The 13321-nt window shown below is 39.7% G+C and carries 13 protein-coding genes; 6 read left to right on the top strand and 7 right to left on the bottom strand.

The features are described from left to right. The first annotated feature begins 102 nt into the window (after positions 1–102). Both radA and L2737_RS04620 read left to right on the top strand, forming a co-directional pair. On the top strand, positions 103–1476 hold the full coding sequence (gene radA, locus L2737_RS04615) for a DNA repair protein RadA (RefSeq protein ID WP_248954934.1): 1374 nt from the start codon (positions 103–105) through the stop codon (positions 1474–1476). 228 nt (positions 1477–1704) lie between these two features. Beyond that, positions 1705–2556 carry a transglycosylase SLT domain-containing protein gene (locus L2737_RS04620; protein ID WP_229368939.1) on the top strand — a complete coding sequence of 284 codons (852 nt, stop codon included), beginning with the start codon at positions 1705–1707 and terminating at the stop codon, positions 2554–2556. Positions 2557–2587: 31 nt separating this feature from the next. Here L2737_RS04620 and L2737_RS04625 read toward each other — a convergent pair whose 3' ends face one another. Both L2737_RS04625 and L2737_RS04630 read right to left on the bottom strand, forming a co-directional pair. Beyond that, positions 2588–2947, bottom strand: coding sequence for a PilZ domain-containing protein (locus L2737_RS04625; RefSeq protein ID WP_229368938.1), 360 nt, complete (start codon positions 2945–2947; stop codon positions 2588–2590). Between the two features lie 292 nt (positions 2948–3239). Continuing rightward, the gene (locus L2737_RS04630) at positions 3240–4517 is read right to left on the bottom strand and encodes a YjiH family protein (protein ID WP_102526969.1); all 1278 of its coding nucleotides are present in this window, start codon (positions 4515–4517) and stop codon (positions 3240–3242) included. Positions 4518–5028: 511 nt separating this feature from the next. On the opposite strand from L2737_RS04630, the gene L2737_RS04635 reads away from it, so the two are divergent. Next, positions 5029–5736 (top strand): hypothetical protein, encoded by a 708-nt coding sequence (locus tag L2737_RS04635; protein WP_133146617.1) that lies wholly within the window; start codon positions 5029–5031, stop codon positions 5734–5736. 22 nt (positions 5737–5758) lie between these two features. Here L2737_RS04635 and L2737_RS04640 read toward each other — a convergent pair whose 3' ends face one another. Next, on the bottom strand, positions 5759–6646 hold the full coding sequence (locus L2737_RS04640; protein WP_248954935.1) for a U32 family peptidase: 888 nt from the start codon (positions 6644–6646) through the stop codon (positions 5759–5761). Between the two features lie 10 nt (positions 6647–6656). Continuing rightward, positions 6657–7658, bottom strand: a complete 1002-nt coding sequence (ubiU, locus tag L2737_RS04645; protein WP_102526927.1) for a ubiquinone anaerobic biosynthesis protein UbiU — start codon at positions 7656–7658, stop codon at positions 6657–6659. 136 nt (positions 7659–7794) lie between these two features. On the opposite strand from ubiU, the gene ubiT reads away from it, so the two are divergent. Next, the gene (gene ubiT / locus L2737_RS04650; protein ID WP_229368935.1) at positions 7795–8316 is read left to right on the top strand and encodes a ubiquinone anaerobic biosynthesis accessory factor UbiT; all 522 of its coding nucleotides are present in this window, start codon (positions 7795–7797) and stop codon (positions 8314–8316) included. Between the two features lie 128 nt (positions 8317–8444). On the opposite strand, the gene L2737_RS04655 is transcribed toward ubiT, so the two are convergent. Together L2737_RS04655 and trhP are read right to left on the bottom strand one after the other, a co-directional pair. After that, on the bottom strand, positions 8445–8696 hold the full coding sequence (locus L2737_RS04655) for a YfhL family 4Fe-4S dicluster ferredoxin (protein WP_229368934.1): 252 nt from the start codon (positions 8694–8696) through the stop codon (positions 8445–8447). Positions 8697–8701: 5 nt separating this feature from the next. After that, the gene (gene trhP, locus L2737_RS04660; RefSeq protein WP_229368933.1) at positions 8702–10099 is read right to left on the bottom strand and encodes a prephenate-dependent tRNA uridine(34) hydroxylase TrhP; all 1398 of its coding nucleotides are present in this window, start codon (positions 10097–10099) and stop codon (positions 8702–8704) included. Positions 10100–10330: 231 nt separating this feature from the next. Between trhP and L2737_RS04665 the strand changes: the two genes are divergently transcribed. Next, complete coding sequence (locus tag L2737_RS04665; RefSeq protein ID WP_248954936.1) at positions 10331–11173, top strand: HDOD domain-containing protein; 843 nt, start codon at positions 10331–10333, stop codon at positions 11171–11173. A 75-nt stretch (positions 11174–11248) separates the two neighbouring features. Continuing rightward, complete coding sequence (locus tag L2737_RS04670; RefSeq protein WP_248954937.1) at positions 11249–12757, top strand: putative bifunctional diguanylate cyclase/phosphodiesterase; 1509 nt, start codon at positions 11249–11251, stop codon at positions 12755–12757. Positions 12758–12819: 62 nt separating this feature from the next. Here L2737_RS04670 and L2737_RS04675 read toward each other — a convergent pair whose 3' ends face one another. Then, positions 12820–13251 (bottom strand): thioesterase family protein, encoded by a 432-nt coding sequence (locus tag L2737_RS04675; RefSeq protein ID WP_198589528.1) that lies wholly within the window; start codon positions 13249–13251, stop codon positions 12820–12822. Between the last annotated feature and the right edge of the window lie 70 nt (positions 13252–13321).

Consider the following 13321-nt stretch of genomic DNA (forward strand, 5'->3'; position numbering starts at 1 on the left):
CTGTTAAAGCAAGTAATAAAACTATTAAAATACCATTTTAATGTAGCTTGGTTGATTATTAACCTAAAACTCTTCTTTTGATTAACTTAATGACAGTGAAGCATGGCAAAGAATAAAACAGCGTTTGTGTGTAATGAATGTGGGCAAGACTTTCCTCGTTGGCAAGGACAATGTAGTGCATGCCAAGAATGGAATACGATTTCAGAGGTGCGTATTGCTGCTGTGAAATCATCATCAACTTCTGTTGCTGGCTATGCTGGCTCAGTAGGTGGTGGCTCTAAAAAATTAGCTGAGGTTGAAGAGTTTGAAGCGCAAAAGCGATTAACCGGGATTGGCGAACTCGATAGAGTATTATGTGGCGGGTTAACGACGGGTTCAGTGAATATTATTTCTGGCGACCCTGGCGCAGGTAAAACAACGCTTTTATCTGATTTGATTGCACGTATGTCTCAAGTTATGCCATCGCTTTATTGTACTGCTGAAGAGTCACTATCGCAGTTTAAAAATCGTGTGAATCGCTTAAAGCTTAATTATAACGAAGATAACTTATATCTAATGGCGGAAACCAATGTTGAAGCCATTATTGCAGAGTTAGAAGCCAAGCAAATTAAGTTTGCTGTTATTGACTCTATCCAAGCTGTGGTCTCAGACTTAGCCAATGGTAGTCCAGGTTCACCATCACAAGTCAAAAGCAGTGCCCAAGCGTTAACTCAATACTGTAAACAAAATAACGTCACCATGTTTTTGGTTGCCCATGTTAACAAAAATAATGAAACAGCAGGGCCGCAAACCTTAATTCATATTGTCGATTGTCTCACCCATATTGAATGTAATGACGGCCAGATAAGAACCCTAAGGGCTAATAAAAACCGTTTTGGCGATGTCGATACTGTCGGTATTTTTAAGATGACAGAGCGCGGCATGATAAGTGTCGATAACCCGAGTGAAATATTCCTTTCGGGCTCGAGTACTGAGTCACCAGGAGCCGCAATTACCTGTATTCGAAAGGGTAACCGTAATTTATTGTTAGAGATTCAATGTTTGACCACTGAAACTGAAGGCGAGTTTCCACAGCGTGTCTGTGTTGGGTTGAACATGAACCGAATAAAAATGCTCACAGGAGTGCTTCGAAAGCATACCCGTACCAAAATCTTTCATGATACTTACTTTAACCTTGTGGGTGGTTTGAAAATTGATGAGTCAGAGACCTGTATCGATTTAGCACTTGTGACAGCATTATTAAGCAGTCTGAATGATTTTGTCGTCCCACGAACCACTTGTATCATGGGTGAGTTAAGTTTAAATGGTGATGTCAGGCCAATTGATAGCGGTGTTCCAAGAGTTAAGGAAGCAGTGCAACATGGCTTTACCGAAATCTATATTCCTCATCGAAATTATCATAAGTCGATGGAAAACTTAGGGGCTAAAATTCACCCGATTAAAACGGTTCATGAATTACTTGAACTGATAAATTAATACACTTGTTTGAATTTTAACTAGGCAAGCGACATCAGAAACGATATTATTCCTTGCCTAATTATTGTACCCGTTAGGACGTGAGCTTTTGCTGTCTAAATCATATTTGATCTTGTGACAGCATGTTCAACACATGCTCTTTAGGGTGAGCAAGCAATTGTGATGACATAGCAATTGAGAAAACGAATACTCGTGAAGGGATACTTTTACTAATGGATTATGATGTTGTTGCTTAACTTTAAATTATTGTTGATTGCGCTTATCTGCTTTTTTGTTACAGAAGCCTCTGCCAAATCCTCTTCTCCCCAAGTATTACGTTTATATCAAACTGATTACCATTTTCAGTATCATATTGAACTTCTTAAAATGGCACTTGATAAAACTGCCGCCGATTATCCTGAAGCAAGTTTGCAATTCACTGAGCAGGTCACTCAAGGTCGCGGTTTAAAAATGCTTGAGCAGGGTGAAGTCGATGTGGCTTTTCTAGCGTCCAGCAAACAGCGTGAACAAACCTTTATTCCGGTTAAAATTCCATTATTGAAAGGCTTACTTGGATACAGGCTTTTGTTAATTCATCAAGATAATCAACAAAAATTTCTCCAGGTAAAAAACACTCATGACTTAGGTGAATCATTTGTCGCAGGCTTTGGCAGCCATTGGGCAGATATCGATGTATTACGTCATAATGCATTACCGACACAGGATATTGGCACTGCAAGTAGTTTACATAGAATGTTGCATGCCAAACGTTTCGATTACTTTCCTCGCGGAATCAATGAAGTATGGCAAGAGCAACAACGCATAAGTAGTAAGTTGCCGGAATTAATGATTGAACCGAATATTGCGCTTGTATATAACTTACCAGTGTATGTCTTTGTGAATAAAGAGCTACCAGAATTAGCTGAAAGAATTGAGAAAGGGCTGAATAAAGCCACGGATGATTTGTCTTTCCAAGAGTTATTTTTAAAGTATTACAGTGACTCTATTTTGAAAGCGAGGTTATCTGAGCGGCAAATTATTTACCTTGATAACCAAGATTACCCACAGACAGAGCCAATAGATACTAGCTGGTGGTTATAGATAAGCTTAGTCATCTGCTGAACCTTTTGAGCTATATGCTCACAAGCTGAGCAAGCTCTCGTTGCAGTAATTCTTCATCGCCAATATTAAGTTCAATAATGCGTTTAAGGTGACTAATACTGTCTAGATCAATGTGCTGGCATTCAAGCCCTAAATGCTTGGCCTCTTTATGAACAAGGAGCGTGTCCATGCTTAGCACGATATCAGAGTCAGGTAATAAAAAGCTTAATGCCACTTTTTGCCCCTTTATTGCATCGAGTCCATCAGGTGTTGAAATTAAGGCACCCTTGATACTTAAATCTAAAATATCTGTGCGATAGCTTTTATCTTCAATCTTGATTGAAGCTGTAGCCGCAAATAATGTACGTGTGAACTTTCTTCTTTCATCCATAAAACATTCCACCCACTTACTGAACTCACAAATTGTAGATGCTGAAGTAAACAGTCATCAGTAATTTGTTTTGATTTATAAAGAATACGCTATCTAAAAATGAATGCCAATAATGACTTAGTTAACGCGCTATGTTGGAACATAGTCATGAGGCAAATGGTTAGTTTACCGTTTTATTGCAAACGTAAAAAAGGAGCCTAAGGCTCCTTTTTTGTCTGCTAATTATCTAAAGCAAGGTGTTTAGCTGATACTCAATTTGATTATTGAGCTGAGTCAATTATGGCGTTAACCACTAAACTAACAAATGGCCACACAATGCAATCACTGGCAGTGTGACTAAAGTACGCAGAATAAATACCACAAACAACTCAAAGAAGTTTACTGGGATTTTACTGCCAATTAATAACGCGCCAACTTCACTCATATAAATGAGCTGAGTAACAGATAGGGCCGCAATCACAAAGCGGGTTAAGTCAGACTCAATAGAGCTGGCTAAAATTGATGGTAAGAACATATCTGCAAAACCCACAACGATGGTGGTTGAAGCCACATCAGCTTCAGGTATTTGTAGCAGTTCAAGTAACGGGATAAATGGCATGCCTAAATAATCAAAAATAGGCGTATTTTCTGCTAAAACCAAGGCAACAGTACCAATGGCCATGACCACAGGAATAATACCAAACACCATATCGACGACATTTTTAACACCTTCTTGTAGAACATGTTTAACGCCACCAGCACGAGATGCTTTATTGAGTGCTTGCTCAAAGCCCCAAGACATTACCCCATGTCCCTGTGGGATCATTTCATCATCAGGGTGACGAGGCGTGTTATCTATGTATAAATCTTTTTTCCAGGATAAAGGAGGCAATTTAGGCACAATAATGGCCGCAACAAAACCTGCTAAACAAACCGTTAAGTAAAAAGGCACAAATAAATGTTCAAGCTGAACTTGTGAAATTACGACTAAACTAAAGGTAATTGATACAGCAGAGAAGGTTGTACCGATAACCGCAGCTTCACGTTCAGTGTATAAACGTGTCTCGTATTGTTTGTTGGTCATTAAAATACCAACGCTGCCATCACCTAACCAAGACGCCATACAATCGATAGCACTTCTTCCTGGTAAGTTGAAGATAGGACGCATTAGCTTGGTCAGCATAGTGCCGAAAAACTCTAATAAGCCAAAGTTCAGTAACAGAGGTAATAACATTCCAGCGAAAATGAATACGGAAAATAGCACAGGGAGGAGATCGTTCAGTACTAATGCCCCAGTATCAGCAGAATAGATTGCCTCAGATCCAATTTCTAAATAGGTCAGTACAATAAATACAGCACCCAAAATACGTACGATTAACCAAAATGGCGACACGTTGAGTAGGGTATTCAAAAAGGCGCTTTCTTGAACCAGTTTAGGTTTAATGATTTTACAAAGTACCGATATGATTGCCATAAACACGACGATACAGGTGACAATCAGCGGTAAAATCTCGGCAAATTGGCTCTGAACCGCTTTAGACATGATAGCAATTGGAATCGTAATTGCGTCGTTATAGCTTATCGGTGTCATGAATAATAACAAACCGATCAGTGACGGAATGATAAAGGTCAGTATTGTCTTTATGTTATGTTTTTGTTTTTCTTGAGTCACTTTATATATGCCTTACCCATTGACCAAATTTTTATGGTTGATTATGTCTAACCGTCCGGTGGGGAAACTGCTGAATGTCCATTCAAAGATGCGTTAAGCGAGGCAAGGTTACCTGCTTATCTAGCCTATGTAAAACTATTCACTTTAACGAATAGTTATTGAGTTATTTTGCTTATCTATATTCTATAGCTTTTGTTGGTAAATGCACGTATTAATTCCTTTGTAATCATAATGTTGCGATGTTGTTTTGTGTGGGTTTTGTGGGTGTTATTTAGGTTGAGTGCGGTTGTTTTAACTTTGAAGTGTTTTCAACTTCGGCAGATTTACGATATTTTATTAAATTAAGTTAGTAAACATTAGACGTGGATAGAGGTTTTATCAATTATGATTAAGTATGATAGAGCCGAATTTACAAGGAACTTACCTAGTTGTGATAATAAATAAAACGGAAAAGATTGCTAGATTAGCTTACTTATTTGGTTTGCTTGGTCTGTTCGGTCTTTTTCTGGGTATTGTAATATCGGTTTTAGTTGAATACATACAGTACGGTGACAAGTACAGTTTATTGCAGTTTTCTCTGAGTGAACTCGGTACTTATAATCGTTCATCCACTGCGATATTGATTAATGGCGGTTTGTTTTTTGGCAGTTTGAGTTTAACCATGAGCTGCATATTCGGTTTACAGATGAGCCAGCGATTAAGTGGTGGCTTATTATGGTTATCCTTAATTATCACGTTCATTTCTCTTGCGGCTATCGGCTTATTTCCTCTCAATGTGCATCATTTACACATCCAAGCTGTTTCTATTTATATCTACTTTGGATTTTTCAGCGCGGCTTTATGTATTATCGAATGTGCTATAAAACGAAAAGCCGCATTGAGCATGCCGTTTATATTCAGCGGTATTATTTTACTGATCCATGGCGCCATTTTATCCCATGAGTATTGGCGTGAAAGTTTGGGTGCTAAGCCCATATCTGATGGCATGTTGTTTCAAGCGATAGTGTCTCAATCACCTAAACCAGAAGTGTGGTGGTTATCAATTCTATTTTGGTGCAGTATTGTGACGATGTGGCTATGGATGTTGAGTATTTGCCGGTGGTATTTTCTACCCCACCGACAAATGAAGGCTAATTAATACTGTTGACGATTAAGCGCTATTACACTTGCGCTAATCCAGCTTGACCGAACCAGTAGCCATTACATTGTTGATTGTTGATATGACTGAAAGGCAGTTCGTATTTATCGTCAACCACATCATGAGATAGTGCGTTTGTTAGCTCATTGGCAAGATCAAGGCATGCAAGACTACTTGGCGACACTCTAAAGTAATCGACCCCCATTTGCTGCATCGATATTATCTCTTGGGTCAAATCAATATTCGCAGCCGACTGAGTTTGTACACCGTTTAACCTTAATAGTGCTTGTTGCTCTTGGGTTTGAGCTAAAATCCCTTTAGGGTGCTGCTGACAAATTGTTTCACAGTTATCTTTATTCAAACCAAAATGTTTTGCGGTAAAACAACGAGCCGAATGAGCGAGTGGAATATATCCATGGCCCATGACTTCGACTTCGAAGCTTGCCTTGGTTGGCTCACTAATGACACTTTCTAACCAAGCTTTTGATAATTCATAAGGCATGACAAACCGCTTCATACCCATGGTTTGTAAAATGTCTAAACTGGCACGATTATAGTTATTAATCGTAGGGCCGCAGATAAAAGGAATATTAGCTTGTCTAGCAAGTTGCACGGCTGCCATGTCATTGGCTTCAATACTAAACTCACCATTATCAATATGCTTTTTAAGTTCAGCTAACTCTGACTGTGCTTCAATTAAAGCCATAGTCGATAACACCACGTTTTTGCCATGGCTTTTGAGCATATGTGCCAATTCAAGGTAATCTTTGAATTTTAAAAGGCGGCGACGACTGCATACTGTTTCACCAAGATAAACAGTATCAATCTGGCTATTCGCAGCCTGTTGATAAAAATCTTCAATAGAGGTCTTATCCCAGCAATAGCTTACTGGCGCGAGAGATATTTTCATTATTATTACCTTACTGCCATTGACGTTCGTATGCGCCTAACGTGGTGACTTGCCCTTCAGAAACTTTAGCGAGTACTTGATTCCATCTAGCTTGCTCTGTAAATGACTCAGGGTGTGTTAAAAAGCTATCAATCGCTTCTCGCCAAACTCGGGTGACTTGCTCTACATAGGCTGGGCTGCGCTGTCTTCCTTCAATCTTTAAAGACTTTATCCCTGCTGATGCTAATTGTGGCAGTAAGCTAAGGGTATTAAGGCTTGTAGGTGACTCAAGTAAGTATTTGGCTTGTGTTTGATTTTCAGCGATATAACGGCCTTTACACACAACGGGGTAACCTAATTGCTGATCAACATCAGAGGTATCAATGAGTACTTCATTTAAGCGTGTTAAGCATTTATCACCTTGTTCTTGCCATCTCACATGTTTTGCAGGAGAGCACGAACCACCCGTATTGGGTGATTGACCTGTGACATATGAAGATAAGTGACAACGGCCTTCGGCCATAATACATAGGCTGCCAAAGGCAAAAACTTCAAGATCAACGGTGCTATTTTTAGCTAAGTCTTTAACTTGCTTTATGGATAGCACCCGTGGCAACACTGCTCGTTCAATATTGAAAGCCTGCTGATAGAAGTCTAATGCGGCTAGATTGGTTGCACTGGCTTGAACAGACAGGTGCAAGGGTAAATGAGGGTAGCGTCGACTGGCGTAATCCAATAATGAGATATCGGCAGTGATCAGTGCATCCATCCCTATGTTGGCTGCTAAATCAATCGCTTGATACCAACGGGATTCTTCACCAGGTTTTGGGAAGGTGTTTAATGTTAAAAACACCTTTCTACCTTGGCTATGTGCCAGTTTAGTGGCTTGTTTTATTTGTTCAGGGGTGAAATTTAGTCCCGCGAATGAGCGGGCATTGGTATCATCTTTTAAACCAAGATAAACCGCATCTGCACCAGCTCTAAAAGCGGCTTTTAATGAAGCTAAATTTCCTGCAGGGCACAAGAGTTCCATTTTCTCTCTCTCAAATTGCTGTTGCAAGGGAGTGTAAAGTTGAATGACGTCACATGAATTGATTTGAAACAGGTTTCAATTGATAAAATGTGAGTAAACTAGCTTAAATTTAAATCTAGGCAGTGTAGGAGTTTTAATGTCTCTCGGTTTCTCAAGTAAGCTCGCGAAAAATGTACTTGGTTTAGCACCCAAAGTGGCCACTCAATCATTATCAATTGTTCCTGAAAAACTCAAAATGGATGTGTTAGCTAAGTTGCTAACATTGACGTTATCTGAGCAAATTAAGTTTGGCGAATTAGACTTTTTAAAAGGAAAGTGGGTTGCGATTTCAGTGCAAGACATTGGCTTACATTTTGAGCTCAGTTTTGATGGCCAATTATTATTACGTTCATTAACTAAGGCTGATGTTACATTTACTGCTAATGTTCCTGAGTTATTACTGGTTGCAGCAGCCAAAGAAGATCCTGATACCTTATTTTTTCAGCGCAAATTACGGATTGAAGGCGATACCGAGCTAGGCTTAGAAGTGAAGAACTTATTATTAGGTATCGAGTTAGAAGCCCTGCCTCAGCCTGTGAGAGTAAGCATTGAAAAATTAGCCATTACTTTGCAAACCTTGCAAAGCTATTCTGATGGCAGCAACACTGCAACTGCATAAAACGAACCAATCGATAAATGATAAATGATAAAATTTGAGCAATAAAAAAGGCGCTATCTAAGCGCCTTTTTTTGTATCTAATGCTGGAGAAATTGTTTCGCCGTCAAGATTAATTGAGCGAGTTTAAGTTAAACCTTACCTGTAATGACTTGGTACTTATATTTAAGCTCTTCCGGCGTTTCTGCATGAGCAGGATCAGGATCAATACAATCAATCGGACAAACCGAAATACAAGTCGGCTTGTCATAATGCCCTACACATTCGGTACAAAGCGCAGGGTCTATCTCATATATTTCTTCACCCATAGTAATGGCTTCATTTGGGCACTCTGGCTCACACATGTCGCAATTAATACAGCTGTCGTCAATTAATAAGGCCATGATAATTACTCTGTAGGTGCTGACGCTTGATGCGGGTTACGAGAATCTTGCCCTTGAGGAAGATTACGCATCAAAATTGCTTTATCTAATTCTACTTCGTCCGGCACGGCTAAAAATACGAAGTGACCAGAACCTAGACCCGCTTCAACAGACTCACCTTTACGGTTGGTTAATTCTGAAATGGTTAAGGTTAAATTACCTTGTGGTGTCATTACTTCAACACTGTCACCGACTAAGAATTTATTTTTAACATCAATTTCAGCTGCACCGGCTTCATTGCGTTTTCCGGTAAACTCGCCAACAAATTGCTGTGTGTCACTAATAGAGTAACCGTAGTCGTAGTTTTGATACTCATCATGAACGTGACGACGCAAGAAGCCTTCGGTGTAACCACGGTGCGCTAATCCTTCAAGGTTATGCATTAGCGTGCGGTCAAAATCTTTACCTGAAACCGCATCTTCAATTGCTTGACGATAAAGCTGAGCAGTACGTGCCACATAATAAAATGACTTGGTACGGCCTTCAATTTTCAATGAATCAACGCCCATTTTAGTTAGACGTTCAACATGTTGGATCGCACGAAGATCTTTTGAGTTCATGATGTATGTACCATGCTCATCTTCATAAGCGGGCATGTATTCGCCTGGGCGACCTGGCTCTTGTAGCAGTACTACTTCATCAGAAGGCTGGCCAGCGCCTAACGTCGGCGTTTCTATTTGCACACCATTTTGATCGACAATACCTTGCGGGTTAACCGCAATAATATCGCCAGTCTCAGTTTGCTTAGCTTCATGGACATCATATTTCCAGCGACACGCGTTGGTGCATGTTCCTTGATTAGGATCGCGCTTATTGATGTAACCTGACAATAGGCAGCGGCCTGAATAAGCCATACATAAGGCACCATGAACGAAGACTTCTAATTCAATATCAGGACATTGCTGACGAATCTCTTCAATTTCATCAAGAGAGAGTTCACGAGATAAAATAACGCGCTTAATACCTTGCTGCTGCCAGAATTTAACTGACGCCCAGTTAATCGCATTGGCTTGAACAGATAAATGCACGGTTTGATCTGGGAAGGCTTCACGAACCATCATGATAAGACCTGGGTCTGACATGATGACCGCATCGGGTTTCATATCTATCACTGGTGCCATATCGCGGATATAGGTTTTTAGCTTTGCATTATGTGGAGCAATGTTACTCACTACATATAGCTTTTTATTTAATGCATGCGCTTCTTGGATCCCCATCGCGAGGTTTTCCATTTTAAAGTCATTGTTTCTAACGCGTAAGCTATAGCGAGGTTGACCTGCATAAACCGCATCTGCACCATAGGCAAAGGCGTAACGCATGTTCTTTAATGTTCCTGCTGGAGACAATAGCTCTGGTCTAAACATAATCACTCTCAATTTGATGGAAATTCACGCATAGCGCGGGGGGCGGCATTTTACTTAAGTATGGTTGGTTAATGCAAATAATTCCTCTGTGATTGTGGGGTTTGTCTAAATTAAGGAAGGCTAAACAATTGACAAGCATTATAAAGATTAGTGCTTTTTCTTTATTCTAATAAATTACATAGCTGATATACTCCACACAAAGCAATAACAAAAAAACTACAGGCGGTATGCATGACAACGGAACACCAACTACTGGTCGGGCTATTAAAGAAGCTTAAAGATGACGCTCTTGTGCTTCCAACACTGCCTGAAGTGGCCATGCGGGTGCAGGAAGTTGTAGCGCAGCCAGAGTCAAGTTTGAAGCAAGTTGGCGATATTATTGGCCAAGATGCTGCTATTTCAGCTCGTATTATTAAAGTAGCTAACAGCGCCTTATATAGCCGAGGTAACAAAGCTGAAAATATCAGTGCAGCCGTGAATAGAATTGGTTTGATACAAATTAAATCTATCGTGACTTCTGTGGCACTTGAGCAGTTATTTATCTCAACCAATGAAATGGTCTGGGAAGTGATGGATGAAGTATGGCAAACCTCTATCGAGGTGACCGCGTCTTCAGGGGCAATGTTAGCGATTTATAATAAGCGCAATCCAACTAAGAAGTTAGATCCTGAAACGTTAACACTTGCTGGCCTTGTTCATAATATTGGTGCGTTACCTGTGTTGTCGGAAGCTGAATCCAAGCCTGATGCATTTACCAGTATTGAACAATTACGTGGGTTAGTGCGTAAAATGCAAGGACCTATAGGGCGTGCAATTTTAAAAACATGGGATTTTGCCCCAGAGGTAATGGAGGTCGTAGAGCGTTGGGCTGATTTACATTACATGCCAGAGAATGTGACTTACTTAGACTTTATTCGCTCAGCGGCATATTACACTGGTGAATTAAGAGCAGGGGTGGAACTTGAGCAGCGTTTAGCTATTTTCACAACTCGTGGGCTACCTGTGACGCCAGAAGATTTAGAGAGTGATGAGTTTTTAGAAGTTTATCATTCCATTAAGCAAAGCTATCAATAAATAAGCGATTACGTGTGTTAGTTAAAAGCGATACACTCGACTATTAACAATAACTTATATAAGGAGCGGTAAATTGTGTTAAGCATTGAAATTATCATTGTGCTTTTTATTGCACTTATTCTGTTATTTGGAGTTGTGTTAGGCGGTTATTTTCAGCAAGGAAAGTTTATTGCTGAATTAACGCAAACCTTAGAATCTAATTCTGCTGACCATTCACCATTAAATTTCAAACATACCCCAAGAGCATTTAAACCTCTAGTACGTAACCTGAATCTGTTTCAGCAAAGTAATCCTATTACTCTTGAGCGAGACAAGCTGACGGGTCTATCGAATCGGGTTGGCTTTAAACGAAAAATGTTTGCCAAAATGCCAGCGACAGAAGGGATGTTAGTGCTGGTGGATATCCAGCAGTTTCGGTTTGTGAATGATTTATTCGGCTTTATTTTTGGTGACCAGTTACTGAAATCTTTTGCCAGAAGAATTAAGCTGTTACCTAACCCCCCTCAGTTTGTCTCGCGTATGAACGGTAATGAGTTTTTACTGTTTTATCCTAAAGCCATTTCCATTTCTGAATTAAACTACGTCAAACAGCATCTACAAAAGTCGTTTGAGATCGAGCAAACACCCATTAGCATTAAAGTTCAGTTAGGCGTACTTGAGTTACATGAGCACCATGCGGATGTGAGCTTGATGCTTCGAAGATTAGATTTAGCACTAAAAAAAGCCAAAATTAGCCACCAAGACATTGCCTTTTATAATCAAGATGATGATAAAGCGCAGTATCGCGAATTAATGATCATTAATAGTCTCCCTAAAAGTTTAAAGCAGAACCAGCTCCATATGGTTTATCAGCCTAAACTCGACATTAGCACGGGAAAATGCTCGCAAGTTGAAGCGTTAATTCGTTGGGAACATGAAGGTTTAGGTAATATTTCACCAACGGAATTTATCCCACTAGCTGAGCATACAGGCGTGATCAACTTAATCAGTCAGTGGGCATTAGAGCAGGTACTTCAGCAACAAGTTAAATGGCTGCAGCAAGGGATTAATATAAAAGTCGCTGTTAACCTATCGACCAAAGATTTAGAGAATCAACACTTACCCATCGATATAAGCAATTTGCTGATGCAGTATAAGGTGCCAGCAGAGAACTTGATGATTGAAATTACTGAAAGTGCCTTGATGCTTGATTTAGCTCGAACCATTGAGACGCTAAAAGAAATTAGAGAATTAGGGGTTAAAATTGCTATTGATGACTTTGGTACTGGCCACTCTTCATTAGCTTACTTACGTCATTTACCCATCGATGAAGTTAAAATTGATAAAGCTTTCTTAGATGATTTTAATTGTGATTTACAAGCGAACAAAATCGTTAAAACAAGTATTGATTTAGCTAAAAGCCTTGGCTTTGATGTGACGGTAGAAGGGGTTGAAACCAAAGATGTTTTTGATACCTTGATTGAATTTGGTACTGATACCATTCAAGGTGAGTATGTGAGTAAACCTCTTATTGCCTCTGAATTAGAGCTGCGTTTCTCGCAGCTCATTCAAAAACCTTTTGTGACAGCTCCAATCACCCATTAATCGATTTATTGAGCTTATATCATCAAAGTTATTAACGTCATTTAGCGTAATTTATCTTAATTTTAGCTAAACTTTTCAGTGAGTTGTTCAATTAACTTGATTGGCATTGGTGCCATTTGACGCTGCTGATTCATGCAAACCATTTCAATGGTTGCTGTCACCGCAGGCTTCTTCGCATTAGGGCGCCAAATCTCTTGCTGCCACACAGTGCGGTATTTACTTTCAAAGTAATATTTAGTTCTGACATCGATAATATCCGCAAACTCAACCCCATCATGGCAAAGCATATCTGTTCGATAAACTGCAAACCCTAGTTGCTGCTCTTGCCATAAAATATTGAGCACATTAGCGCCAATGACATGTTCTCTGGCCCGTTCAAAATACTTTAAGAAGTTGGGATGATATACCACCCCTGAAAAGTCAGTATCTTCGTAATATATTTGCACAGGGAAATGGAAGGTAGGGCTGTATTCAATTGTTTTTTGAGTCATCATCATTGTAATGTCAGAATTTATTAATCCTATTGTCGCTTATTTGAGTCGGTTTCTATAGCGCTAATTAATA

Origin of the sequence: Shewanella electrodiphila (assembly GCF_023283985.1) — a bacterium.
In the GTDB taxonomy this organism is placed as follows: domain Bacteria; phylum Pseudomonadota; class Gammaproteobacteria; order Enterobacterales; family Shewanellaceae; genus Shewanella; species Shewanella electrodiphila.

What these genes read in the sequence shown, in the direction of transcription:
- radA (WP_248954934.1), top strand. Translation starts at nt 103, where the DNA reads ATGGCAAAGAATAAAACAGCGTTTGTGTGTAATGAATGTGGGCAAGAC.
- L2737_RS04625 (WP_229368938.1), bottom strand. Translation starts at nt 2,947, where the DNA reads ATGGATGAAAGAAGAAAGTTCACACGTACATTATTTGCGGCTACAGCT.
- L2737_RS04630 (WP_102526969.1), bottom strand. Translation starts at nt 4,517, where the DNA reads ATGACACCGATAAGCTATAACGACGCAATTACGATTCCAATTGCTATC.
- L2737_RS04640 (WP_248954935.1), bottom strand. Translation starts at nt 6,646, where the DNA reads ATGAAAATATCTCTCGCGCCAGTAAGCTATTGCTGGGATAAGACCTCT.
- ubiU (WP_102526927.1), bottom strand. Translation starts at nt 7,658, where the DNA reads ATGGAACTCTTGTGCCCTGCAGGAAATTTAGCTTCATTAAAAGCCGCT.
- ubiT (WP_229368935.1), top strand. Translation starts at nt 7,795, where the DNA reads ATGTCTCTCGGTTTCTCAAGTAAGCTCGCGAAAAATGTACTTGGTTTA.
- L2737_RS04655 (WP_229368934.1), bottom strand. Translation starts at nt 8,696, where the DNA reads ATGGCCTTATTAATTGACGACAGCTGTATTAATTGCGACATGTGTGAG.
- trhP (WP_229368933.1), bottom strand. Translation starts at nt 10,099, where the DNA reads ATGTTTAGACCAGAGCTATTGTCTCCAGCAGGAACATTAAAGAACATG.
- L2737_RS04665 (WP_248954936.1), top strand. Translation starts at nt 10,331, where the DNA reads ATGACAACGGAACACCAACTACTGGTCGGGCTATTAAAGAAGCTTAAA.
- L2737_RS04675 (WP_198589528.1), bottom strand. Translation starts at nt 13,251, where the DNA reads ATGATGACTCAAAAAACAATTGAATACAGCCCTACCTTCCATTTCCCT.